Source organism: Herbaspirillum sp. SJZ107, assembly GCF_006715485.1.
Taxonomy (GTDB): Bacteria; Pseudomonadota; Gammaproteobacteria; order Burkholderiales; family Burkholderiaceae_D; genus Telluria.
Genome location: NZ_VFNH01000002.1, coordinates 831,161 through 855,433, shown reverse-complemented (window position 1 = coordinate 855,433; position 24,273 = coordinate 831,161). Strand labels below are relative to the sequence as shown.

At 63.4% G+C, this 24,273-nt stretch carries 25 protein-coding genes and 3 tRNA genes; 13 read left to right on the top strand and 15 right to left on the bottom strand.

From position 1 onward, the window contains the following. Positions 1-83: 83 nt before the first annotated feature. The 3 genes from FBX97_RS13440 to FBX97_RS13430 form a co-directional block, all read right to left on the bottom strand. Entirely contained in the window at positions 84-623 is a 540-nt protein-coding gene (locus FBX97_RS13440; RefSeq protein WP_185748584.1) for an adenine phosphoribosyltransferase, read from the bottom strand. 64 nt (positions 624-687) lie between these two features. Then, positions 688-1,632: a 4-hydroxy-3-methylbut-2-enyl diphosphate reductase gene (gene ispH / locus FBX97_RS13435; RefSeq protein WP_141832368.1), complete on the bottom strand. Its 945-nt coding sequence runs from the start codon at positions 1,630-1,632 to the stop codon at positions 688-690. 10 nt (positions 1,633-1,642) lie between these two features. Further along, positions 1,643-2,098: a peptidylprolyl isomerase gene (locus FBX97_RS13430; protein ID WP_141832366.1), complete on the bottom strand. Its 456-nt coding sequence runs from the start codon at positions 2,096-2,098 to the stop codon at positions 1,643-1,645. A gap of 112 nt (positions 2,099-2,210) precedes the next feature. Here FBX97_RS13430 and radC point away from each other — a divergent pair, with 112 nt between their 5' ends. Then, positions 2,211-2,885, top strand: coding sequence for a DNA repair protein RadC (gene radC / locus FBX97_RS13425; protein ID WP_141832364.1), 675 nt, complete (start codon positions 2,211-2,213; stop codon positions 2,883-2,885). Positions 2,886-2,896: 11 nt separating this feature from the next. Here radC and FBX97_RS13420 read toward each other — a convergent pair whose 3' ends face one another. Next, positions 2,897-4,609, bottom strand: coding sequence for a response regulator (locus FBX97_RS13420; protein WP_141832362.1), 1,713 nt, complete (start codon positions 4,607-4,609; stop codon positions 2,897-2,899). Then, positions 4,596-6,107, bottom strand: coding sequence for an ATPase domain-containing protein (locus tag FBX97_RS13415; protein WP_141832360.1), 1,512 nt, complete (start codon positions 6,105-6,107; stop codon positions 4,596-4,598). Before FBX97_RS13415 ends, FBX97_RS13420 begins: the two co-directional genes overlap by 14 nt. 335 nt (positions 6,108-6,442) lie before the next feature. Between FBX97_RS13415 and rpmB the strand changes: the two genes are divergently transcribed. The 3 genes from rpmB (at position 6,443) to FBX97_RS13400 (ending at position 8,130) form a co-directional block, all read left to right on the top strand. Further along, complete coding sequence (gene rpmB / locus FBX97_RS13410) at positions 6,443-6,679, top strand: 50S ribosomal protein L28 (protein ID WP_141832358.1); 237 nt, start codon at positions 6,443-6,445, stop codon at positions 6,677-6,679. 13 nt (positions 6,680-6,692) lie between these two features. Further along, positions 6,693-6,860, top strand: a complete 168-nt coding sequence (gene rpmG, locus FBX97_RS13405; protein WP_005665735.1) for a 50S ribosomal protein L33 — start codon at positions 6,693-6,695, stop codon at positions 6,858-6,860. Positions 6,861-7,035: 175 nt separating this feature from the next. Next, positions 7,036-8,130 carry a hypothetical protein gene (locus tag FBX97_RS13400; protein WP_141832356.1) on the top strand — a complete coding sequence of 365 codons (1,095 nt, stop codon included), beginning with the start codon at positions 7,036-7,038 and terminating at the stop codon, positions 8,128-8,130. 15 nt (positions 8,131-8,145) lie between these two features. Here the strand turns inward: FBX97_RS13400 and FBX97_RS13395 are convergent, their stop codons facing one another. The 6 genes from FBX97_RS13395 to FBX97_RS13370 form a co-directional block, all read right to left on the bottom strand. Further along, positions 8,146-8,373, bottom strand: a complete 228-nt coding sequence (locus FBX97_RS13395) for a hypothetical protein (RefSeq protein WP_141832354.1) — start codon at positions 8,371-8,373, stop codon at positions 8,146-8,148. A 159-nt stretch (positions 8,374-8,532) separates the two neighbouring features. Then, positions 8,533-9,744, bottom strand: a complete 1,212-nt coding sequence (locus FBX97_RS13390; protein WP_141832352.1) for a fatty acid desaturase — start codon at positions 9,742-9,744, stop codon at positions 8,533-8,535. Positions 9,745-9,883: 139 nt separating this feature from the next. Continuing rightward, positions 9,884-11,233 carry a mechanosensitive ion channel family protein gene (locus tag FBX97_RS13385; protein WP_141834440.1) on the bottom strand — a complete coding sequence of 450 codons (1,350 nt, stop codon included), beginning with the start codon at positions 11,231-11,233 and terminating at the stop codon, positions 9,884-9,886. A gap of 12 nt (positions 11,234-11,245) precedes the next feature. Further along, on the bottom strand, positions 11,246-12,553 hold the full coding sequence (locus tag FBX97_RS13380) for an RsmB/NOP family class I SAM-dependent RNA methyltransferase (protein ID WP_141832350.1): 1,308 nt from the start codon (positions 12,551-12,553) through the stop codon (positions 11,246-11,248). 24 nt (positions 12,554-12,577) lie between these two features. Further along, on the bottom strand, positions 12,578-13,192 hold the full coding sequence (gene purN / locus FBX97_RS13375) for a phosphoribosylglycinamide formyltransferase (protein WP_141832348.1): 615 nt from the start codon (positions 13,190-13,192) through the stop codon (positions 12,578-12,580). A 28-nt stretch (positions 13,193-13,220) separates the two neighbouring features. Then, positions 13,221-13,670: a barstar family protein gene (locus FBX97_RS13370; RefSeq protein WP_141832346.1), complete on the bottom strand. Its 450-nt coding sequence runs from the start codon at positions 13,668-13,670 to the stop codon at positions 13,221-13,223. 402 nt (positions 13,671-14,072) lie between these two features. Between FBX97_RS13370 and FBX97_RS13365 the strand changes: the two genes are divergently transcribed. The 6 genes from FBX97_RS13365 (at position 14,073) to FBX97_RS13340 (ending at position 18,489) form a co-directional block, all read left to right on the top strand. Then, positions 14,073-14,597: a glycine zipper 2TM domain-containing protein gene (locus FBX97_RS13365; protein ID WP_141832343.1), complete on the top strand. Its 525-nt coding sequence runs from the start codon at positions 14,073-14,075 to the stop codon at positions 14,595-14,597. 83 nt (positions 14,598-14,680) lie between these two features. Then, on the top strand, positions 14,681-15,460 hold the full coding sequence (locus FBX97_RS13360; RefSeq protein ID WP_141832341.1) for a fused MFS/spermidine synthase: 780 nt from the start codon (positions 14,681-14,683) through the stop codon (positions 15,458-15,460). A gap of 23 nt (positions 15,461-15,483) precedes the next feature. Beyond that, entirely contained in the window at positions 15,484-17,283 is a 1,800-nt protein-coding gene (locus FBX97_RS13355) for a GspE/PulE family protein (RefSeq protein WP_185748583.1), read from the top strand. An 81-nt stretch (positions 17,284-17,364) separates the two neighbouring features. Next, positions 17,365-17,440: transfer RNA gene (locus tag FBX97_RS13350), tRNA-Lys, on the top strand. 287 nt (positions 17,441-17,727) lie between these two features. Next, positions 17,728-18,369 (top strand): PEP-CTERM sorting domain-containing protein, encoded by a 642-nt coding sequence (locus tag FBX97_RS13345; RefSeq protein WP_141832337.1) that lies wholly within the window; start codon positions 17,728-17,730, stop codon positions 18,367-18,369. 44 nt (positions 18,370-18,413) lie between these two features. Beyond that, positions 18,414-18,489, top strand: a tRNA-Lys gene (locus FBX97_RS13340). Positions 18,490-18,572: 83 nt separating this feature from the next. Here FBX97_RS13340 and FBX97_RS13335 read toward each other — a convergent pair. The 4 genes from FBX97_RS13335 to FBX97_RS13320 all read right to left on the bottom strand — a co-directional run bounded on the left by FBX97_RS13335 (position 18,573) and on the right by FBX97_RS13320 (position 21,868). After that, positions 18,573-19,670 carry an ABC transporter substrate-binding protein gene (locus tag FBX97_RS13335; protein WP_255517455.1) on the bottom strand — a complete coding sequence of 366 codons (1,098 nt, stop codon included), beginning with the start codon at positions 19,668-19,670 and terminating at the stop codon, positions 18,573-18,575. A 206-nt stretch (positions 19,671-19,876) separates the two neighbouring features. Continuing rightward, positions 19,877-20,305, bottom strand: a complete 429-nt coding sequence (locus FBX97_RS13330; RefSeq protein ID WP_141832333.1) for a hypothetical protein — start codon at positions 20,303-20,305, stop codon at positions 19,877-19,879. A gap of 208 nt (positions 20,306-20,513) precedes the next feature. Then, positions 20,514-21,410: a DUF2145 domain-containing protein gene (locus FBX97_RS13325; protein ID WP_141832332.1), complete on the bottom strand. Its 897-nt coding sequence runs from the start codon at positions 21,408-21,410 to the stop codon at positions 20,514-20,516. Continuing rightward, positions 21,410-21,868, bottom strand: coding sequence for a hypothetical protein (locus FBX97_RS13320; RefSeq protein ID WP_141832330.1), 459 nt, complete (start codon positions 21,866-21,868; stop codon positions 21,410-21,412). Before FBX97_RS13320 ends, FBX97_RS13325 begins: the two co-directional genes overlap by 1 nt. Before the next feature lie 279 nt (positions 21,869-22,147). Between FBX97_RS13320 and FBX97_RS13315 the strand changes: the two genes are divergently transcribed. The 3 genes from FBX97_RS13315 (at position 22,148) to FBX97_RS13305 (ending at position 24,273) form a co-directional block, all read left to right on the top strand. Next, a tRNA-Lys gene (locus FBX97_RS13315) sits at positions 22,148-22,223 on the top strand. A gap of 89 nt (positions 22,224-22,312) precedes the next feature. Continuing rightward, positions 22,313-22,921 (top strand): YigZ family protein, encoded by a 609-nt coding sequence (locus FBX97_RS13310; RefSeq protein WP_141832328.1) that lies wholly within the window; start codon positions 22,313-22,315, stop codon positions 22,919-22,921. 170 nt (positions 22,922-23,091) lie between these two features. After that, positions 23,092-24,273 carry an MFS transporter gene (locus FBX97_RS13305; RefSeq protein WP_141832326.1) on the top strand — a complete coding sequence of 394 codons (1,182 nt, stop codon included), beginning with the start codon at positions 23,092-23,094 and terminating at the stop codon, positions 24,271-24,273.

Here is a 24,273-nt window from a genome sequence, read left to right as displayed (position 1 = left end):
AGGAACCGGAACGCACCCGCATCATGCAACACAGGGCGGCATGCCTGAAAAGCGTGCCGCCCTGCACTGGAATAACACGAAACTCACACGTCGCGCAGGGTCACGACCGGCATGGTCAAGGCCCGCTTGTCCTTGAAAAAGGCGATATCAAACAGCGCCGCCGCGCCGACCACGTCCTTGCCGATCCGGCGCAGCAGGCTGGCCGCCGCCTCGATCGTGCCGCCGGTGGCCAGCACGTCGTCGACGATCAGCACGCGCCGGCCCTTGATGCGCTCCGGCTGGATCTCGATGGTGGCGCTGCCGTACTCGCGCTGGTAGTCGATGCGGATCGCCTCGCCGGGCAGCTTGCCGGCCTTGCGCGCCATCGCGAAACCGATGCCGCGCCCATATGCCAGCGCGCCGGCCAGCATGAAGCCGCGCGCATCCATGGCGACGATGAAGTCGAAGTCGAGCTGCGCGGTGCGCGCGGCCAGGGTGTCGACGGCGATGCGCCAGTGGACGGGGTTGTCGAAGACGCAGCCGACGTCGATGAAATTGACACCGGGTTCGGGATAGTCCTGGAAAAATTCGAGGGGGATCGAGTCGAAGCCGAGTTCGGCTTCGCTGACATTGACGTCGCGCATGGGAAAAGTACTCAGGAATGAAAAAGACGACCGGCCGAACGGCCGGCCGGTCATACAAGTCAGATCAGGCAGCGGCCTTGTTGCCGTCCAGGCCCTTGGGCAGCGGGAAGGTGACGTTCTCTTCAACGCCCTCGAGCGCACGCACGCTGGCGGCGCCCAGTTCCTTGAGGCGGTCGATGACGGCCTGCACCAGCACTTCCGGGGCCGAAGCACCGGCGGTGACGCCGATGCGCTTCTTACCCTCGATCCAGGCCGGGTCGATGGCGGCGGCATTGTCGACCATGTAGGCCGGCGTGCCCATCTTGTCGGCCACTTCGCGCAGGCGGTTCGAGTTCGAGCTGTTGGGGCTGCCGACCACGATCACGACTTCCACCTGCGGCGCCAGGAACTTGACGGCTTCCTGGCGGTTGGTGGTGGCGTAGCAGATGTCGCCCTTCTTCGGTTCGATGATGTTCGGGAAACGCGCCTTCAGGGCCTCGATGATCTCGGCGGTGTCGTCGACCGACAGCGTGGTCTGCGACACGTAGGCCAGCAGGTCCGGGTTGGCGACTTGCAGCTTTTGCACGTCGTCGACGGTCTCGACCAGGTGCATGCCTTCTTCCGCCTGGCCCATCGTGCCTTCGACTTCCGGGTGGCCGGCGTGGCCGATCATGATGATCTCGGCGCCCTGCTTGCGCATCTTGGCGACTTCGACGTGGACCTTGGTCACCAGCGGGCAGGTCGCATCGAACACCTTCAGGCCGCGCGATTCGGCTTCCTCGCGCACTGCCTTCGACACGCCGTGGGCCGAGAACACCAGCGTGTTGCCGGCCGGGACGTCGTCCAGGTCTTCGATGAAGATCGCGCCCTTGTTGCGCAGGTCGCTGACGACGTAGGCGTTGTGGACGATCTCGTGGCGCACGTAGATCGGCGCGCCGAACTGCTGCAGGGCACGCTCGACGATCTCGATCGCGCGGTCGACGCCGGCGCAGAAACCGCGCGGCTGGGCCAACAGAATCTCGTTATCCATGTGTAGGTAATTAGAGTACGGAAATAAGCTGCACCTCGAAGGTCAGCGGCTGGCCTGCGAGCGGGTGGTTGAAATCGAATACGGCGTCGTTTTCGCGCACTTCGCGCAGCACGCCGGCAAAGCGGCCGCCGCTCGGCGCCGCGAAATCGACCAAGTCGCCGACCTGGTAGTCGGCGTCCGGCACCGAATTCTCTTCCAGGGTCTTCTTCGACACGGCCTGGATCAGTTCCGGGTTACGTTCGCCGAACCCTTCAGCCGGACTCAACTCAAAGGTCTGGTGCGTGCCTTCCGCCAGGCCCAGCAGGCGCTGTTCGAGGAAGGGTGCGAGCTGGCCCTGGCCCAGCAGCAGCGTGGCCGGGGTAGCGCCGAAGGTCGTGACGATATCGGTACCGTCGGCGGTGGCGAGGCGATAGTGCAGCGTCAGGTAAGACGATTCGGTGACAACGGGAGCGGTGGAAGAAGACATTGGGTGTCGAGGTTGCGTGCAAACCGCTATTGTAAGCCAGAGCCGTCCTTTCCGCCCGCCTTCCCCCACTTTGCTCCGCCATTTTTTGCTTATATTTTAGGCAAGGAGAACCATGGGCATCAATGACTGGAGCGAACAGGAACGGCCGCGCGAGCGGCTGGTGCGCGATGGCGCGGCGGCGCTGTCCAATCCCGAACTGCTGGCCCTGCTGCTGCGGGTCGGCGTGCGTGGCAAGAGCGCGGTCGAGCTCGGACGCGACATCTTGCAGCACTTCGGCTCGCTGCACGGCCTGTTCGGCGCCACGCTGAACGATTTTTCCGAGGTGCACGGCCTCGGCATGGCCAAGTATGCGCAGCTGCAGGCAGTGATGGAACTGGCGCGGCGCGCCATCAGTGAACAATTACAAACCGGCACGACCATGGAGTCGCCCGAGCTGGTCAAGCGCTACCTGCGCATCCGGCTCGGCGGCCAGCAGCACGAATCCTTCGTGGTGTTGTTCCTGGACGTCAGAGCGCGCCTGATCGCCGACAAAGAATTGTTTCGCGGCACCCTCACCCAGGCCAGCGTCTACCCGCGCGAAGTGGTGAAGGAGGCGCTGGCCTGCAACGCCGCCAGCGTGATCCTGGCCCACAACCACCCGTCCGGCGTGGCCGAACCCAGCCACGCCGACCTGCACCTGACACGCCTGCTGACCCAGGCGCTGGCGCTGGTCGACATCCGGGTGCTCGATCATTTCGTGGTGGCCGGGCCGCTGGTGCATTCGTTTGCGGAAAACGGCCAGTTATAAAACCGGCACGCTCAGGCCGGCCGTTCGAGCGCCTGTTCGATGCTGGCTTCCAGGTCGGCCAGCTGGAACGGCTTGCGCAGCAGGATGCCGCCGCCGATGCTTGACTCGATCGCGCGCATGTCGGCGTAGCCGGTGGCGATGATCATCGGCAGGTCCGGATGGACCGCGCGTGCCTTGCGCATCAGCTCGGCACCGGTCATGCCCGGCATCAGGTAGTCGGTGATCATCAGGTCGGGGCGCTCGCCCGCCAGCCGGGCCAGCGCCGCCGTGCCGTTGGCGGCCTGGCTCACGACATGGCCCAGCGCCTGCAGCGACTCGGCGATCGAAGTGCGCACCACGTCGTCGTCTTCGACCAGGAGGATGCGGGTACCGGGCCGGCGCGCGCGCGTCACCGCGCCGGCGGCGAACTGGCCGTCGTGGCCGGACGCGGCGTGGCGCAGCCAGATCTCGACGGTGGTGCCGGCGCCTGGTGTGCTGAGGATGCGGGCGCCGCCGCCGGATTGCTGCGCCAGTCCGTACACCTGGCTCAGGCCCAGGCCGGTGCCCTTGCCGACGCCCTTGGTGGTAAAGAAGGGTTCGAACACGCGGGCAGCGACGTCGGCGCTCATGCCCTCCCCGCTGTCGCTGACCGCGATGCACACGTAGTCGCCGGCTGGCAGCAAGGCCGGCGGCGGTTCGGCGCGGCGCGCATGGAAGCGCAGGCTGCCGCCGCCAGGCATGGCGTCGCGCGCATTGATCGCCAGGTTCAGCAGCGCCATCTCGATCTGGTTGGTGTCGGCCAGCACCGCGATGGCGCCGTCGGCATCGTCGTCGACCTCGAACTGGAGGGCAATCCCGGAGCCGACCGAGGTCGCCACCAGGTCGCGGATGCCGCCGAACAGCGTGCCGACCGCGACCGGCCGCAAGTCCAGGCTCTGGTTGCGCGAAAACGCCAGCAGCTGGCTGGTGAGCTTGGCGCCGCGCTGGCAGGCATTGCGCGCGACGACCGCCCGCTTGCGCGCGACCTCGTCCGGGGACATCATCACGATCAGGTCCATGTTGCCCTGCACGACGTTCAAGAGATTGTTGAAGTCGTGGGCGATGCCGCCCGTAAGCTGGCCGATCGCTTCCATCTTCTGCAGCTGGTTGACGGTCTGCAGGGCGCGCTCGCGCTCGATGATTTCGTTGGTCAGGCGGTCATTGGCCTGGGCCAGCGCGCGCGTGCGCTCGTCGATGCGCGCTTCCAGGGTTTCGTTCAGCTGCACCAGCTGTTCCTGGCTGGCGTGCAGCACCTCGGCTGCGCGTTCGCGCTCGACCAGCATGTCGCGCGCGGCATACTGGCGGCCGCGGCCGCGCAAGGCCGCCAAGGCCGCGCTGCGCAGCGTCTGCACGTTCAGCGGCCGCTCCAGCAGGATGATACTGCCCAGCTCGGCCAGCCGGGCGCGCACGCCGGCAGCCGCCATGCCGACGGGACGCGACACGAGCACGACCAGCGGAAAATCAGACCATGGCGCCTGTTGCTGCAGGATAGCGGCCAAGCGGTCGATGCCCTGCGCATCGAGCGCTTCCTCGGCAATGATGGCGGCCGCCGCGCCCTCTTCCATGGCGGTCACCAAAGCTTCCAGCTGCGGCTGGGCCACGCAGGCGATGCCGTCCTGGGCCAGCACTTCGCCGATCACCTCCGCATCGCGCCCGCGCGGCGCCAGGACCAGGACGCGCTGCTCCGGCAGGCTACCGGGCGTCATCGCTGTTCAACATCATCGGCGTGACGCCGCGGTAGGTCGGCAGGCCGCTCATGACTCCTTCGAAGCCTTCCAGCGGAATGCCGATCTGCACGCCCTGGCTGTTCAGCAGCAATTCGTGGATGGTCAGTCCATGGCTCGTGGTGCGGCTCTTGATGACGGTGATCGCACGGCGCAGGCGTCCATTCGACTCGAAGAAGCGCAGCAGCACCGCCGTGTCGCTCAGGTAGCTCAGGTCGATGTCGGTGCGCACTTCGCCCACCAGGCCGTGCTGACCCAGCACCAGCACCGTGGTCACGCCCTGCATGTTGAGGTAGGACAGCAGTTCGTGCATCTGCAAGGTCAGGTATTGCTCGCCCGGCATGGCTTGCTGGTAAGCATTCAGGCTGTCGATGCCGATGAACTTGACCCCGTCGCACTCGACGGCATCGCGCAGCATCTGGGCGAATTCGCCGGGCGACAGCTCGGCCGGATCGATGTGCACGATGTTCAGCTGGCCATTCTCGACGTAGGGCCGCAAGTCCATGCCCAGGCCGACGTTGCGCGCGAAAAAGGTACCCACGCCTTCGTCGAACAGGTAGAAGGCGGCTTTGCCGCCGTTCTGCAGCGCCGTCAGCATGCAGCGCGTCGACAAGGTGGTCTTGCCGATGCCCGAAGGGCCGACGATCAGGGTGTTGGTACCGGCCACCAGGCCGCCGCCCAGCAGCGCGTCCAGGCCGTCCGAACCGGTCGACTGGACCTGCGCCGTGAACTCCGTCGGGTGCTCGGCCGCCACCAGGCGCGGAAACACGCGCAGGCCGCCGGTTTCCAGCGCATAGTCATGGTAGCCGCCACGGAACTTGATACCGCGCATCTTGATGATGTTGACGCGGCGCCGCTCCTTACCGAATTCCTTGGCGATCTGTTCCAGGCTGATGACGCCGTGGGCGATGCTGTGCAGGTGCTGGTCGACCTGGTTGGTTTTGTCGTCCAGAAGCAACACCGTACAAGCGCGCGATGCAAAGAACTGCTTGAGGGCCAGGATCTGGCGCCGGTAGCGCAAGGGATTCTGGGCCAGCAGGCGCATCTCGGACAGGCTGTCGAATACCACGCGCACCGGCTTGACGCGGTCGATCTCTTCCATGACGTCCTGGGTGGTCTCGCCAAGTTCGACCTCCGACGGATGAAACACCGATTGCTGGGCATCCGGATCGAGCGTGTGGTCGCTGGCCAGTTCGTGGATGGCGATGCCATCCATGTGCCAGCCGTGGCTGTCGGCCACGGCCAGCAGTTCGTCCGTGGTTTCCGACAAGGTAATGTAGAGACCGCTTTCGCCCTTGGCGACGCCGTCGAGCAGGAATTGCAGGCCGAGCGTGGTCTTGCCGGTGCCGGGGGAACCCTCGACCAGGTAGACGCGCTGGGCAGTCAGGCCGCCATTCAGGATGTCATCGAGGCCGGCCACGCCGGTGGAGATGCGGGTCGTCGGAAGGCGGGGTCGATGCTGGATAGAGAGGTCGGTCATGTCGCTGCGGGTAATCGTCAAATGGGCGCAAGGCGAGTGCTTGCGGCAGATCCGACGCAGCAAAGCCTGAGTGCTAGGTCGGCGGGACGGGAGATCTTTGCCTGCTGGTCACAGCCTCATATTATATCCGTAGCGTATGACAAGAATCGCGCAATTGCCGAAGATATCGCTGGCAAAACAGGGACTTGGCAGTCTGTATTTGATGAATTTTACGATTGTTAAATCTTCCAAATAATTTAAGACACAATTGTTTTGCGCAAGTTGTTGATTACGCGACGGTTTTCAAGCTATACTCTCGTTTTTCCGATTGTGGAAGTTTACTCAAGGAGTGCGCTATGGCACGTGTTTGCCAAGTTACTGGCAAGGGCCCGATGGTTGGCAACAACGTCTCCCACGCCAACAACAAAACCAAGCGTCGTTTTCTGCCGAACCTGCAGAACCGCCGCATCTTCGTAGAATCCGAAAACCGCTGGGTCTCCCTGCGTATTTCGAACGCTGGCCTGCGCGTCATCGACAAGCTCGGCATCGACGCTGTCCTGACCGACATGCGCGCCCGCGGCGAAAAAATCTAATTAGGGAGCTATCATGGCAAAAACTGGCCGCGACAAGATCAAACTGGAATCGACCGCAGGTACTGGTCACTTCTACACCACGACCAAGAACAAGCGCACCATGCCGGCGAAGATGGAAATCACCAAATTCGACCCGAAGGCTCGCAAGCACGTGATCTACAAAGAAACCAAGATCAAGTAATCTGGTGCTTTCGTAGTGAAAGAAAGCCGTCCGTCCGGGCGGCTTTTTTTATTTCTGGAATTTGTTTCCAAGTTCCATCCGATGCGTTGACACGGATCAGCCTGCCTCCACATCCCGCTCTTTGCCGCCCGGCCGCACGCCTATAGTCGTAGGTCCGCCGACCTGGAGATGAGCGATGACGATCCCGCACCTGCTTCGACTGCTGGCAACACTTTTGCTGTTGGCCGGCTGCTCCACCCCCTACCGCCCGCCCGTCGTCGTGCGCGACAGCACGCCCTTCCCCGGCGTCGCCGGCATCGCCGCCGCGAATGGCACGCGCCCGGTCGACCTGATCCTGGTGCATGGCATGTGTACCCAGAATGCCGGCTGGGCCGAGCGCAGTATCGACCGCATCGCCGGCGCGGTCGGCGCGCATGCGCCGGCCGCCACACGCTCGCCGGGCGCGGACAGCGGCGGCATCCAGCTGGTCGAGCGCACGCAACAGCTCGCCGGCGGCACGGTGCGTTTCCATGCGCTGCTGTGGTCGCCGCTGACGGTGCCGCTGAAGCGCCAGCTCGACTACGACCACACGGCCGAACCGACCGACTGCGCCACCGGCCAGGTGTGCAAGCCGGTGCGCGCCGTGCTCAACGGCATGGTGAAGGACAGGCTGCTCGACGATTGCCTGGCCGACGCCGTGATCTACCAGGGCGCCAGCCATGCGGCGATCCGCAATGCGATGGTCGAGACTGTTTCACGGATCGTCGCCGCCAATCCGGACCCGGACGGCACCTTGGTCGTGGTGGCGGAAAGCCTGGGCAGCAAGATGCTGTTCGACGCCCTGTCCAGCATGCTCGAATCGAACCTGCCGCGCACCCAGGCGCTGGGCCAGCTGGCCGCACGCCGCCTCGGCCTGATCTATATGGCGGGCAACCAGCTGCCCATCCTCGGCCTGGCCGAACAGGCGCTGGTGGCGAACGCCATGCCGGCCCAGGACGCCCTGCAGCGCTTCCTGGAACTGCGCCGCCGCCAGCCCAGCCAGCGTGCCGGCCGCCTGCAGCGCCTGGCCGTGGTGGCCTTTACGGATCCGAACGACCTGCTGTCCTACCGCCTGCTGCCGGCGCGTTACGCGGCGCCCGACGTGGCAGTGGCCGACGTGCTGGTGTCGAATGCACGCACCTGGCTGGGCCTGATTGAAAATCCGGTGGCGGCGCACATGGGGTATCTCGACAATCCGGACGTCGGCGCCCTGATCGCTTGCGGCTGGCCACGCCCTGCAGCTTGCCGCTGAGTCCTGCCGCCGGCGCTACCCTTGCGGCGGCGACGGCGTGATGGCTTCGGAAATGGCTTGTTCGCTGCTTGGCGGGCGGCGCAGGGCGGGTTCGGCCAGGACACGCGCGATCACCGCCTCGGACACGCCTTTGGAACGCATGTAGTGGTGCGCCAGCTGGGTGCCGCGTACGGCCTGGATGTTCACCCCGCGCGCGACCGCATTCGCGGTCACGGCATCGGAACGTCGTTGACGCTCGTTCATGTCGACTTGTGAGGGAGTGGGCTTCGTGAGCGGTCCAATATACGCGCGCGCTTGGTGTTCCACTAGTGCTTTTGCCCACGTTCCAAAACTTATCCTGGCAAGCGTTCCGCAAAAAAAAACGCTCCCGGGCGGGAGCGTTGTTTCAGCATGCCAAAAGGCTCATGCGTAGCTGCGCAGGCGCATCGAAAACTCTTGCAGTGCCTTGATGCCCGACGCTTCGGCGCGCGTGCACCAGTCCTGCAGCTGTTGCAGCAGCTGGTCGCGGGTCGAATGCGAACGCTCCCAGATCGCGCCCAGTTCCACGCGCATCTGGTGCATGGTTTCCAGCGCCTTGCTGTGCTGGAACAGCTCGACCAGCTGTGCCTGCTGCGGCGAATCGAGCTTGGTCGGCTCGCGCTGCAGCAGCTTGCGGCTGCTCTTCAGGAAGCGCGCCTCCAGTTCGGCCTTGTGCTTCAGGTGCTCGACTTCTTCGCTGAACGCGGCCTTGACCGACTTGGCATACTTGGCCATCACGTCGTAGCGGTTGGCGATCACGGCTTGCAGGGTGTCGAAGTCGGCAACGGTCTTGTCCTTGGCCATGCGCGGCTTCGGGATGGTTTTCTTGACCTTGGCCAGGCCCATGATTTCCATGGTGCGGATGTACATCCAGCCGATGTCGAATTCGTACCACTTGCTCGACAGCTTGGCCGAGGTCGCAAAGGTGTGGTGGTTGTTGTGCAGCTCTTCGCCACCGATGAGGATGCCCCATGGCATCAGGTTGCAGGCGGCGTCGTTGCAATCGTAGTTGCGGTAGCCGGTGTAGTGGCCCAGGCCGTTGATGATGCCGGCCGCGGTGATCGGGATCCACAGCATCTGCACGGCCCAGATCGACATGCCGGCCACGCCGAACAGCATGATGTTAATCGGCAGCAGCGCCGACACACCGAGCCAGCTGTACTTGGTGTACAGATTGTTCTCGATCCAGTCGTTCGGGCAGCCATGGCCGTACTTGTCCAGGGTTTCCTGGTTCTTGGTTTCGGCGCGGTAGAGTTCAGCACCTTCCAGCAGCACCTTCTTGATGCCGCGCGTCTGCGGGCTGTGCGGATCGTCGACGGTTTCGCACTTGGCGTGGTGCTTGCGGTGCACCGCAGCCCATTCCTTGGTGACCTGGCCCGTGGTCAGCCACAGCCAGAAGCGGAAGAAATGGCTGATGATCGGATGCAGTTCGAGCGCCCGGTGCGCCTGGTGGCGGTGCAGGTAAATGGTGACGCCGGCGATCGTGATATGGGTCACGACCAGGGTGTATCCAACCATCTGCCACGCCGAGAGGTCAACGAGACCGCCGTCCAGGAAGGACAGGACAGCGTGGAAGATGTTACTCAGAAAATTCATTAATGCTCCAAAATGGATGGCTTAGACAGATGCCGTTCTTTCTATGGAACGATCGATGGGATAGAGGTCACGGGATGGGTGTGTTGACGCACCCCGCATTTTACGCGCATCTAATGACGCACGGAACGGCACTGCGCAATCAATTCGATACAGGCCCTGAATCGGCGCCAGGTTGCGTGATCCGCGCCACAATCGATGCTATATGGGAGTCGAGCAGGCGAGTATCAACCGATGGATAAGCAAGTTTGATGTCGCCGGATTGCACCAGCGCATAGATTTTCTTGTTAATTTCGGACACTACGCCGCCCTGCCCGTTTTCCGGATCGGCGATCCAGAAGCCGAGGTCGAGTTCGTAGCCCTCCGGACCGAAGCGCGACAGCGAACAGCCCGGCGCCGGCTCTTCCAGCACGCGCGGCGTGCCCACCGCCTGCGCGATCAGCAAGGGCATGACGACGTCGAGGTCGGAACCGTAGGCCACCGTGATCTTGGTCGAGGCACGCACGCGGCGGTTGCTGAGCGACTGGTTCTGCACCGTGCCGGAGATCAACATTTCGTTCGGCACCACGGTTTCGACGCCGTCCAGGCCCTGCAGCACCGTGTAGCGGGTGTTGATCTGCGTAACTTTACCGGTGAAATTGGTCACCGAGATCATGTCGCCGATCGACAGGCTGCGCTCGAGCAGGATGATGAATCCAGACACATAATTGCTGGCAATGCGCTGCATGCCGAGGCCGAGACCGACGCCGAGCGCGCCGCCGAAGACCGACAACACGGTCAGGTCGATACCGACCAGGTTCAGGCTCAGCAGCACGGCGCCGACGATCAGCACCGCGCGGCTGACCCGCGCCAGCGCCGCCCGCAGCGAGCTGTGCAGTGCCGTCATGCCCATCAGCCGCTCTTCCAGCGAGGTGCCCGCCCACAGCGCCAGCATCAGCAGCACCGCCACCGTCACGATGCCCTGCAACAGGTCGGCCAGCGACACCTGGCTCGATTTCTTGGGTCCGTATTTCAGCGTATAGCTGTCGAGGAAATCGAAGATGTCCGGCCACATGCCGGTGATGTACAGCACCACCGCCACCCACACGACCAGGGCGACGATCTTTTCCAGCGTGACGAAGGATTCGTCCAGCGGCCCGCGGCGGGCGAACACGCGCCGCAGCAGGTAGAACACCAGGCGGATCACCCCGAGCGACCAGAAGATCGGGATCGCCACCTTGACGATATTGGTATGGAAGCGGTACTTCGCCAGCAGGAATTGCGCCAGGCTCAGCAGGCCGACCACCAGCAGCGGCGCCATCACGTGGGTAAAACTGGCCACGCCGGTATGCAGGCTGCCTTCGTGGCCGGGCCGCCGGCTCGACCATGCCCGCACCAGGCGCGCCACCAGCCAGCCGACCAGCATGCACGCCGCGATCGACCCGATCTGCCACGGCATGCCGGGGCGGCTCAGGTCATCGAAGAGGTCGTCGATCAGGCTGGACAGTGGCATCGGTTGCAAGGATTACTCCGCTGCCTCGTCCTCGGCCACGTCGGCAGGCTTGGCCGGCTTGGCCCCAGCCTTGCGCTCCAGCACGGCGGCAAAGAAGCCGTCGGTGCCGTGCTTGTGCGGCAGCATTTTCAGATAGTCGCCCATCTCGAGCGCAATGCGCTGTTCCGCCAGCACCTTGTGCATCGGTACCAGCTCGAACTCCGAATGCGCGGCCAGGAAGGCGTCGACGATGGCGTCGTTTTCCTCGTTCAGCAGGCTGCAGGTGGCATACACCAGGCGGCCGCCGAATTTCACCAGGCGCGCCGCACTGTCCAGGATCGCGCTCTGCTTCTCGGTCATCTCGCCGACGCCGTCCGCCTGCTGGCGCCACTTGACGTCAGGATTGCGGCGCAGCGTGCCCATGCCCGAGCATGGCGCGTCGACCAGTACGCGGTCGATCTTGCCGGCCAGACGCTTTACTTTTGCATCGCGCTCATGCGCGATCACCACCGGATGCACGTTCGACAGGCCGCTGCGGGCCACGCGCGGCTTCAGCTTGGCCAGGCGCTTTTCCGACACGTCGAAGGCATACAGGCGGCCGGTGTTGCGCATGATGGCGCCGATGGCCAGGGTCTTGCCGCCGGCGCCGGCGCAGAAGTCGACCACCATCTCGCCACGGCGCGCGCCCAGCAGCTGGGCCAGCACCTGGCTGCCCTCGTCCTGGACTTCGATCGCGCCTTCCTTGAACAGCGGCAGGTTCTGCAGTGCCGGTTTCTTGAAAATGCGCAGGCCGGTCGGCGAATACGGGGTCGGTTCGGCAGCGATCGGCGCCGTCGCCAGTTCGGCGACCACTTTCTCGCGGTCAGCCTTGAGGGTGTTCACACGCAGGTCGAGCGGGGCCGGGGTGTTCAGCACATTCGCCAGTGCCAGGGTTTCTTCCTCGCCGTACTGGGCCACGAACTTGTCGTAGAGCCAATCAGGCAGGTTGGCACGCTGGCGCGCCGGCAACAGCGAACGGTCGATTTCCTTGATGCGTTCCAGCAGCGCGGTCTCGTCGTCCGACAGGCCGCCCAGGGCATCGATGCCGACGGTTTCCGCCATGCCGAGCAGGACCAGGCGGCGCATGGTCGCGCCGCGGCCGCCGCCGGTGAAATCGGTGTAGAAGGTCTTGTTGCGCAGCACGGCGTACACGCACTCGGCGATGGCGCCGCGCTCGCGGCCGCCCAGGCGGGGATGGTCTTTGAAGTAGCGCGACAGGGTGACGTCGGCCGGCGCGGTAAAGCGCAGGATCTCGCGCAATACCTCTTCCGCATTGCCGAGTATCGCGGGGGGCAATCTCATGGTGTTCCTTGAATGATTCTTGAATTAACTGATGGTCTCGGCGATGCGTACTTCGCCGTCTACGATGTTGAGCCTGTCTTCGACAAACAGGCGCACCGCTTGTGGATAGATGAGATGTTCCTGTTCCAGCAGGCGCTCGGCCAGGCTGGTTTCCGTATCGCCCGGCAATACATTGATGCGCGCCTGCAACACGGCCGGACCGTGATCCAGTTCGGCGGTAACGAAGTGCACGGTGGCGCCATGCTCGAGCACGCCCGCCTCGAGTGCCTGGCGGTGCGTATGCAAGCCCGGGAACAGCGGCAGCAGCGACGGGTGGATGTTCAGCATGCGCCCGGCGTAATGCTCGACGAAGGGCGCGGTCAGGATGCGCATGAAGCCGGCCAGCACCACCAGGTCGGCCCCGTAGCCGTCGATGGTTGTTTGCAGGACCGCATCGAAGGCCTCGCGCGACGCGAATTCCTTGCTGGGCACGACTGCCGTCGGAATACCGTGCGCCTGCGCAAACGCAAGCCCCTTGGCGTCAGGCTTATTGCTGATCACGGCAGCGATACGCGCCGGCCAGCGTTCGGCTTCGAGAGCCCGCACGATGGCTTCCATGTTGCTGCCACGACCAGAAATAAGGATCACGATATTTTTCATAAGCGGGCATTGTAACCTGCTGCCCTTCTTACTCAAACGGTCTTGCCCCTACCCAACCTACTGACTGCAGCGACTGCGGCTCCTCGAACGAGTAAAACACCCGGAACGGCACTTTCTTTTCGGCCCAGAATTCGGCGGCGTCGCGGAACACGTCGAGCAGCGACTCGCGCGCCTCCTTGTCGAACTTTTGCGAATTCGGCAATTGATCGAGCACGGCGATAAAACCCGGCTGCGGTCCGGCTTCCGAGATAATTTCGGTCATGCAGTTGCGCAGCGCATCGAAATTCTTGCTGCACGGTTTGGACAGGTAGAATTGCTCGCCGATGCGGGCACAGACTTGCTGCTTGGTCAGGGCATTCGAACACAAGGCGTAGAGGAAGTGATGGCCCAGGCGTAGCGCCTCCTTTTGCAGCTCCGGAATGCGGAAAGCACGGATGGACTGCACAAGATTCGGCGGTACTCTCATCAACAAACTCATTTTTTCCTCAAGTCACCCAGCCCGGCCCTGCTGCTGCAAGCGCGCGTGGTTTCCTGTGGAAGCGTCGGGCTTGTTCGCTTTCTCCTGGTCTCGTTTCCACGCGCCAATAAAACCCTAAGTCACGTAAGGGTAACGTTTTGTATTAACTGAATCAACCCGAATATGGCTGAGCATGCCCCAATTTGTGAAAAAAGGGCGGTTTTTACACCGATTGATGGTGCATTTACACACATTCCTATCAGGCAGCTCTTGCTCGCAAGTGCATACCTGCTGTTACATTTTGTTGCCACGCGGATCAACTAGAGGGCCCCAGTGGCGCTACCATTCAGTTGTGGGCAGTCCCCTTTTACAGACAATCGAACTCCAAGCGCAGTACCCAAGCGTCATTAGACGAGGTAAATAATGAACTTCAAAGCCAAACTGATTCTCTCTGCCGTGGGCGTGTGCGCCCTGCCGCTGGCCCAGGCCCAGTCCGGCGATTTCGAAGATTTCGGCCGCGTCACGCGCGTGCAGCCGCGTGTCGAGCAAGTCCGTACCCCGCGCCAGGAATGCCGCACCGACTACGTGCAGAGCCAGGTGCAGCCGCAGCGCAGCCAGGGCGGCTCGGTGGTCGGCGGTATCGCCGGCGCCCTGCTGGGTAGCCAGGTCGGCAGCGGCAACGGTAAAGTCGCCGCGGCAGCCGCCGGTGCGATCGCCGGCGCCATGGTCGGCGACCGCGTCGACAACGACGGCCGCAACTACGCGCCGCAAACCCAGGAACAGGCCGTGCGCCAGTGCCGTACCGTCGACGCCATCGAGCAGCGCACCAACGGCTACGAGGTGACCTACGACTACCGCGGCCACAGCTACACCACCGTGATGCCGCGCGATCCGGGCAACCGCATCCGCCTGCGCGTCTCGGTCGAGCCGGACCGCTACCAGAACTAATCATGAAAGCATGGTCTTCCTGCCTGCCCTTGCAATCGGGAAGGCCGTGACTTGATAATAGGATGTTCCCTTCAGGTCATCCTATGCTCATCAAACGCAAATCCATCGAACAGGCCGAATCCTCGCGCCGTCCTTCGCGCAAGCCCAAGTTCGCTCCCGTCACCCTGTCCGAACAGGACGGTGTGCGCTATCTCCATTTCGGTACCGAATGGGTGCAAGGCGCCATGCGCATCCGCAAGCCCGACTGGCCGGAACTCGAATACGCGCAGCAGATGATGGCCTGGATGCTGTTCATCGAGCAGCCGCTGGCGATTGCCCAGCTCGGCCTCGGCGCCGCCACCCTCACCAAGGCCTGCTACCGCCAGTTTCCCGAAGCGACCGTCACCGCGGTCGAACTGAATCCGGCCGTGATTGCCATCTGCAACACGATGTTCAAGCTGCCGCCCGAAGACGAGCGCCTGCAGGTGCTGGAAATGGACGCCATGGATTTTGTGCTCGATGAAGCCAATCACGGTGCATTTGACGTGCTCCAATGCGACCTGTATGACGCCACCGCGCGCGGCCCGGTGCTCGACACCCCCGAGTTCTATCAAGCCTGCAATGCCTGCCTGAGCGAGCACGGCATCATGACCGTCAACCTGTTCGGCGACCATCCGAGCTTCAACAAGAACATCAAGGCCATGCGCTTCGCCTTCGATCACGTGATCTGCCTGCCGGAAGTCCACGAGGGCAATGTGGTCGCGCTGTGCTTCCGTACCAAGCCGGACCTCGATCCGGCCCGCCTGGCGACGCGCGCGGCGCAGATCGTGGCCGCCACCAAGCTGCCGGCCAAATCTTGGGTCAAGGGCATCCTGGCCGCCTGACCTTCATCCAACCGCGAGCGTCCATGAGCACTGCCGCACCAGCCCGAACCAAACCGATGCCGAAGGCACTCGACCTGCAAACCCTGTTTTCGTGGCTGCTGGCCGACGGCATCGTCGAGAAATCGACGGTCAAGCCGCATTACGCGCAGGCCCAAGGCATCTTGAAGAGTGCGGCGGACTCGATGCATCCGCTCACCGCCATCGCGCAGTGCAAGATCATCTCGGCAAAGGCGCCGCATAAACTCCTGACCCTGGACCTGCTCAGCGAATGGTGCGCCGCCAAGGTCGGCCTGCCCTTCCTGCGCATCGACCCCCTGAAAATCGATTTCACCAAGGTGGCCGACGTGATGTCGGCCAGCTATGCGGCGCGCTTCAACATCCTGCCGGTGGAACTCAAGGGCGACACGCTGGTCGTGGCCACCGCCGATCCCTTCCATACCGAGTGGCAGGACGAGATCGCGCGCATCTCGCGGCGCCGTATCGAGCTGGTGATCGCGAATCCGCTCGACATCGCGCAATACATCTCGCAATTCTTCAGCCTGGCGAAGTCGATCCGCGACGCCAACAAATCGAGCGGCCAGGACCTGGCCCTGCGCAACAACTTCGAGCAACTGGTCGAGCTGGGCAAGCTGAACAAGCAGGTCGACGCCAACGACCAGCACATCGTCAACATCGTCGACTGGCTGTGGGGCTACGCCTTCGAGCAGCGCGCCTCGGATATCCACCTGGAACCGAAGCGTGAATCCGGCGTCATCCGCTTCCGCATCGATGGCGTGCTGCACCAGGTCTACCAGGTGCCGGCCGTGGTGATGATCGCGATGACGGCGCGCATCAAGCTGCTCGGGCGCATGGACGTGATCGAAAAGCGCCGGCCGCAGGATGGCCGCATCAAGACCCGCACCCATACCGGCCAGGAAGTCGAACTGCGCCTGTCGACGCTGCCGACCGCCTTCGGCGAAAAGCTGGTGATGCGTATTTTCGATCCGGAAGTGGTCGTGAAAACCTTGCCGGAACTCGGCTTCCCGCCCGACGACGCCGCGCGCTGGGATGCCCTAACTAAACGTCCGCACGGCATCATCCTGGTGACGGGACCGACCGGCTCGGGCAAGACCACGACCCTCTACACTACCCTGAAGGCGCTCGCCACCAGCGAAGTCAACGTCTGCACCGTGGAAGACCCGATCGAGATGGTGGAAGCGGCATTCAACCAGATGCAGGTGCAGCCGGGCATCGATTTGTCGTTTGCCGATGGCGTGCGCGCGCTGATGCGCCAGGACCCGGACATCATCATGGTAGGCGAGATCCGCGATTTGGAAACGGCCGAGATGGCAATCCAGGCCGCACTGACCGGCCACCTTGTGCTGTCGACCCTGCACACCAATGACGCGCCATCGGCTGTGATGCGCCTGCTCGAACTGGGCGTACCCTATTACCTGCTGGAAGCGACCCTGATCGGCATCATGGCGCAGCGTTTGGTGCGCACCCTGTGCACGCATTGCAAGTCGCCGGACGGCGAGCTCAACGACGACGTCTGGCACAGCATCGGCGGCGCCTGGAACATCCCGAAACCGGCGACGGTGTACCGCCCGATCGGTTGCCCGGAATGCCGCCAGACCGGCTACCGCGGTCGCACCGGCCTGTACGAACTGCTGAATGTGACCGAAGCGTTTGCCCGGCGCATCCAGGAAGAAACGGATTTGGCCGCGCTGCGCCAGCAGAGCGTGGCGGACGGCATGAAGCCGCTGCGCATTGCTGGGGCCTTCAAGGTGGCCGAAGGTGTGACGACGGCCGAGGAAGTGTTGAAGGCTACGGTAGCGCACTAGGCGCTGCCGTAGAGTCGCGCACTAGGGACTGCACACCTCTAGCGTAAATCAAAACGAGCCGCTATAATGCGTGCCTTCTTCGGGTCGTTAGCTCAGCTGGTAGAGCAGCGGACTTTTAATCCGTTGGTCGCAGGTTCGAATCCCGCACGGCCTACCAAAGAATTCTAGTAGTGGTTAGAAACAAAAACGCCAAGCATCTGCTTGGCGTTTTTGTTTTCAGCGCAAGCAAGCCCACGCATTCCGGTGCGTGGGCTTTTTGTTTTCTTCGAGGATTAACTTTCCTGTCGGATTTTTTTACACTTAGGAAATAAAGTTCAACTTGCGTAAATACAAATCCTTGATTTGACTAAGAATTACAAAACTGGCCTGTTTTTTGCTAAATATCAAGCAAGCGCTGGCCGCAGAGCTGCGTGAGTCAACATAAACTCAAAACTAGGGAAAGCCATGAAATTCTCCAAGATTGCGCGCAGCCTCCTTGCCGGTACCACTGCCCTGCTGTTTCTTGCCCCGGCAGCCCAGGCCGCCGTCGTTTCCGTCAGCTTTGCCAACTCGCCAGTCGTCGTCCCGAACAACATCGACGGCGTCTACTTCAATTTCGTCACCGGCCAGCGCAGCACGACCGAATTCGTCGGCTTCGACTTCAACCCTTACAACAACGGTTCCGGGATCACCTTCTACGGTAATGCCTCGCCCTCGGGCATCCTCGCGACCGGGACGCCTGGCACGCTGGCGGAAGCCCGCGTACTGCAGTTCGGCGACCTGATCTCCGCAGCCGGCCAGTACAACCAGTACCAGACCCGGGGCGACAACTTCGACGTCACCGGCCAGGAATACGTCGGCCTGCGCTTCCTGAACGAATCAACCGGCATCCTGAACTACGGCTGGGCACTGATGAGCACGACCGCCGGCAACGGCTTCCCGGCGTCCGTGCTCGCCTACGGCTATGAAAACAACGGCCTGTCGATCACCGCCGGCCAAACTGCCGCGGTCGTGCCGCCGCCGGCAGCCGTACCGGAACCGGCCTCGATCGCCCTCGTGGGCCTCGCGCTGGGCGCGATGGGCCTCCTGCGCCGTCGTCAGTCTTAATCCTTGCGCCGCCCGGGGCCGGCAGCTATAATGCCGGCCTCTTCGGGTCGTTAGCTCAGCTGGTAGAGCAGCGGACTTTTAATCCGTTGGTCGCAGGTTCGAATCCCGCACGGCCTACCAAAGAATTCGGCAGTACAGTAAGTGCACAAGCAAAAACGCCAACCTTCGGGTTGGCGTTTTTGTTTTAGCTTGTGTCTTTCCATTCAATACTGGATCCGCCCACTCCGCGTGATGATGCTGAGATCGACATAATTCGACCCATTGTGATTCCCGGGCGCAAATTTCACGGTATAGCCGCCCAGGTTATACGCCCCCATCGTCTCCAGCGCATGGATAAGATTCTTGCGCGTCGGCTCGCCTTTCACGTGGCGCAATCCCTCGACGAAGACCTTGGCCGCGATGAAGCCTTCCAGGCTGGCATAGTCGGCTTCGCGGCCGGGCTTGTTCAGGTACAGCTTGCGGTATTCCTTCACGATGCTCAGCGTCTCGTCCAGGGGCGACGGCATGACTTGCGAGATCATCACGCCGCTCGCCTCCGGACCCAGCTCATCGGCCAGCGCACGGCTGCCGACGAAGGACACGTTCCAGAAAAACGGTACGTGGTCATTGTTCTTCCGCATCGCGCGGATGAAGGCGGCGCTCGATTTGTAAGCCGAGATCATGACGACGGCGCGCGGCTGTGCAGCCTTCAGCTTTGCCACGGCCGCGGCAACGTCGACGCTGTTGCGCTCGACGGCTGCCGTGGCCATCACGTCGAGATTGCGCTTCTTCAGCGCCTGCGTCACGCCGTCCAGCCCGGACTTGCCGTAGGCATCGTTCTGGTACAGCACGGCGACTTTCTTGACGCCCATCGCTTCGAGGTGCTCGACGATCTTTTCCGTCTCTTCCAGGTAGCCGTTGCGGATATTGAAGACGTTTTTGTTGAACGGTGTGCGGAAGGATTCGGCGCCGGTCATCGGCGCGAAAAACGGCACGCCGCCCTTCTCCACCCAGGCCTGGGCGGCGTTCGAGGTCGGCGTGCCGACGTAGCCGAACAGTGCGAATACGCGTTCCTTGTCCACCAGGGTCGCCGTATTCGGGCCGGCGCGTGCCGGGTCGTAGCCGTCGTCCAGCGTCGTCAGGACGATTTGCCGGCCGCCCACGCCACCCGCCGCATTGACCGCATCGAAATACGCGAGCGCGCCGTCGCGCATGGCGGTGCCGAGTGCCGATGCCGGGCCGGACAAGGCCGCGGACTGGCCCAGCAGGATGCGGTTCTCGGTGACGCCGTTATCGGCGAGGACGCTGCCAGTCCCGAGCAAAAGAGCGAGACCAGCACACATCTTGGTGAAATGTTTTGAAAGCACTGTCGAAACCTCTTGGGTAAGGCTTTCTATATTACCCAAGTCTTATTTACCAAAAGCAATATTTTGTATCACAGGGCGGATTTGTGCGTTTTCACCACAATCACAAAAAGCAAACGCCAGGCATGGCCCGGCGTTTTGTTAGAGGACTGCTTCCCTGCCGTTCAGCGCTGCGCCAGCCTCGCCGTCGCCGTCACTACGACCGTTTGTGCGATCCGCGTATCCGGCACATAACTCATCAGCATGTCTTCACCGCCGGGACCACGGTTGAATTCCATCCACACATTGCCGTCACGCGTGGCATACCGGTTCTGCGACACGGCAACCAGGCGCATCGGATGCTGCTTGTCGATCTGTGCGACGATGCCGTCCCTGGCCGGGTCGACTTTCATGTGCCAGCCGTTCGACATCGCATAGGCACCGCTGATGTACTCGGCTTCATAGTCCCAGAACTGGAAGGGCTGGGGCGGCGCCGTCACCTGCACCCGGGACGTCTGCCCGGGGTCGGTCATGGGATACGCCTGGGTTTGCGCGCCGGCATGCGAGGCCAGCAGCAACAGCGAGGCGGGAAGCATCAGGAACGTTGAACGCATGATCACTCCTTCGCGAAACAAGATGGGATGCCGCAATCCTGGCCGATGCCAGGAGCGGTGAACCCATTCTAGGGCGGCCTACCCGCGTCGCAAGGCATTCGATCCGGGTATCACGAAACGGTCTGAGTGCGCGGGAATCCAGATCGATGCGAAATGTTACTCAACGGGCGATACATACGCGGATTTGCGTATCGCGATGGTGGCCGGTTCAGGGCGCCAGTTCAATCACCTCGTCGCCCGCCATCGGCGTGCAATCGGCACCCAGCTGTTCCCAGCCGCGGTGCACGACGATGCGCGACCGGTCGTGGCACAGTTCGACCCGTTGCGTGCGCGGTGCGCGGCTGTGCACGAAATCCTCGATCGAGGCCGGCACGCTTACCTGCAGCGACAGCGCATGGAGGTCGTCGAGCGGATGGTCGCCCACGTGCACCAGCGGCACGAACTGGCCGGCAAACATCATCCAGTGCGACGGCACCTTGATCGGACCGGCACGATAGCCCTGGTCGCGCAGCCAGGCCTGGGCATGCGCGCGCGTGCCATCCTCGCCCTGGAGGCCGCCCCAGGCGCTGGCGAGCAGTTCCGCCACCCACTGGTTGCAGTTCTGGTAGCGGGTGCTGAAGGCATAGGCATTGGCGCTGTACTGGCCGGCCAGCAGCGCCAGTGCCAGCCGCTTGTCGCGGGCGGCCTGTTCCAGCAGGGTGCTATCTTCGTCAGGCAGGAACAGCAGCGAGATATGGCCGCGCTGGGGAGCATCGGCGCCGAGCGCGAAGCCGGCCATGCCCTGGTCGAACAGGCGCGGACGCGATTCGTCGCAGGCGTAGTAGAGCTGGCGCACCGCCCACGGGCCGGTGCTTTCCTTGAGGGCGATGCCGGCGTGGGAATACAGCAGGTTGAAGCGGCTGAGGTCGAGGCCGGCGCGCGAGATCAGGGCGACGCGGGCGCCGGAGCGTTCCAGCTCCTGCTTGGCCACCGCCGCGAACTGCAGGACGCGGTCCTGGTCCTCGGCGTTGATGTTGTTCGAGCGATCACAGAAGGTCGGGATGCCGGCCCAGGCACCGGCGCTCGCACACAGAGCCAGCGCGGCCAGTAGCAGCCGCGCGAACATCAGATCGTCACTTGGCGCGAACCGAGTTCCTGGTACCAGTCGTCCTGCAGGGCCAGGAAGAACGGGCGCTGGGTGTCGGCGTGGGCGAATTCGTAGCCGTAGGTGCGCACGTTGACCTGCACCAGTTCGCCGTTGACGACGCGGCGCTCGGCCAGGGCACGGTCGGGCACGTCCAGCTGGAACGCCTGGGCGCCGGTCAGCGCCTGCAGGGTCATGCGGGTGCTGCCGTCCTTGCCCGGCGTCTGGGCGACGTCGATGACCCGGTACTGGCCGGCAGCCACGCGCTTGTCGTTGTTCGAGCTGTTGCTCGAGCCGCCGATCGAATCGGACACGCTGCCCGACGATGCCGAGCCGGCGCTGGAGGCCGACGAGGCGACGCTGTCGGCGCGGGCAGGCACGGCGCAGGCGGCGACGAGGGTGGCGGCGCACATCGTGCGTGAGATGAGCGAGATGGTCATGCTGGTCTTTCGTTGTCGTGCAGAATGACTCTTATAGTACAAGCGGCGGCGGCGACTGAAAAGGCGACCGTCTTAAGCCAAGCTTATATCGGCCCATATGCGTTGTGGATTGGGTCCAAGTGTTGTTTATGCGTCATGTTCAATAAGCCGGCGCATGCGCCAGGCAGGAACTCAACCGCGCGATACGACAAACACTTGCTCATTAATCCAAACATTTGTTGATTGCCTACACGAAAGTACTTGGCCGGACAGGAGGCAACCGCTATAATGCCGCCTGTCGGGTCGTTAGCTCAGCTGGTAGAGCAGCGGACTTTTAATCCGTTGGTCGCAGGTTCGAATCCCGCACGGCCTACCACGAACAAGCAGTAAAAAGTATTGAACGAGAACGCCAACCTTCGGGTTGGCGTTCTCGTTTCTGCTTTCCAGAATCCTGATCGCAGCGCCATGCCGCAAACCATCCTCGCCCCTGTCCACCACGAACTGATCATCAAGAAAAGCCGCTTCCTCGCCTGCGTGCAGCCGATGCCGGACCGGGCCGGTGCGCAAAAGATCGTGGCCAGCCTGCGTGCCGCCCATCCGGGCGCTGCCCACGTGTGCTGGGCGCTGCTGGCCGGCGGGCAGTCGGCGGCGGTCGACGATGGCGAACCGAGCGGCACCGCGGGCCGGCCGATGCTGGACGTGCTGCGCCACCAGGACCTGGAAGGCGTGCTGGCGACGGTGGTGCGCTACTTCGGCGGCGTCAAGCTCGGTGCGGGCGGACTGGTGCGGGCATATACCGACAGCGTCGCCCAGGCGCTGCTGGGTGCGCAAAAGGTCGCCATCGTCCGTCTGCGCCAGCTGCGCTGCCAGGTGCCCTACCCGCTCGAGGGCCTGCTCAGGCGCGAACTGGAGCTGGCCGGCGCCACGCTCGACGAGGTCAGCCACCTCGATGCGGTCGGCTTTACCTTTTCGCTGCCGCAGGACAAGGCCGATGCGCTGGTCGCCCGCCTGAACGAAGCCGGCAATGGCCGCGTCGCCTGGCTTGGCGAACCCGATCTTCCTGCGCAGAATTGAGCCGCCGCCAGCAGACTCAGCCTGTTATCGCTATCATTCACGCACATACCGGACATCACGACTCAAAAGCGGACTGACCGCGCACGAGCCGCTATAGTGACCGGTCTCATGCTCGCGCACGCGTCTCTCATCAGTACGCGAGCTCATCCTTACATCGCAAAGAACAATACATGATCAAGAAGAGCCTGGCCCCCCTGGCCCTCGGCGGTTTCGGCATTGGCCTGACGGAATTCGTCATGATGGGCATCCTGCCCGATATCGCCACCGGCCTCCAGATTTCGATCCCGCAGGCGGGTTACCTGATTTCGGCGTATGCGGTCGGCGTCGTGGTCGGCGCGCCGACGCTGGTGACGATGCTGGGCCACCGTCCGCCGCGCAGCGTGCTGATCTGGTTCATGCTGATGTTCATGGTGTTCAACGCCCTGTCCGCGTGCGCCCCGAACTTCCACACCATGCTGCTGTTCCGCTTCCTGGCCGGCCTGCCGCACGGCGCCTTCTTCGGGGTCGGAGCCGTGGTGGCGACGCGCCTGGCCGACAAGGGCAAGGAAGCGGCGGCGCTGGCCAGCATGTTCTCCGGCCTGACGCTGGCCAACGTGTTCGGCGTGCCGGTCGGCACCTGGCTCGGCCACAACATGAGCTGGCGCATCGTGTTCCTGATCGTGGCTGCGATCGGCCTGGCGACCATGGTCATGCTGCACAAGCTGGTGCCCTATTTCGAAGGCAAGAAAGGCGCCGGCCTGGTGCAGGACCTCAAGATCTTCCGTAATCCCAAGCTGTGGCTGGCCCTGGGCATCACCTCGATCGGTACCGGCGGCCTGTTCGCCTGGCTCAGCTATATCGCGCCGCTGCTGACCGAGGTCACCCACTTCCACGCCGACGCGATCCCGCTGGTCATGACCGTGGTCGGCGTCGGCATGACGGTCGGCGTGCACATCGGCGGCCGGCTGGCCGACCGCGTGGCGCCGCTGCGCGCGATCCTGCTGCTGCTGGTCTCGATGGCGGTACTGCTGGGCCTGAACGCGGTGCTGGCCTGGTCGCAGCCGGCGATGGTGGTGCTGGCCTTCCTGGTCGGCGCCAACGCGCTGGCGCTGGGGCCGCCGATCCAGATGCTCCTGATCGAGCATTCGCGCGAAGCCGAGATGCTCGGCTCCTCGCTCGGCCAGTCGGGCTTCAATATCGGCAACGCGACCGGCGCCTTCCTGGGCGGTATTCCGCTGACGCTGGGCTACTCGTTCACCTCGCCGCAGTGGGTGGCGGCCAGCCTGGCGCTGTGCGGCGTGGCGCTGGCGGCCTGGATGCTGATGCACGGCCGCCAGGGCACCGCGCTGGTGCCCTCGGCCCAGAACCGCTGA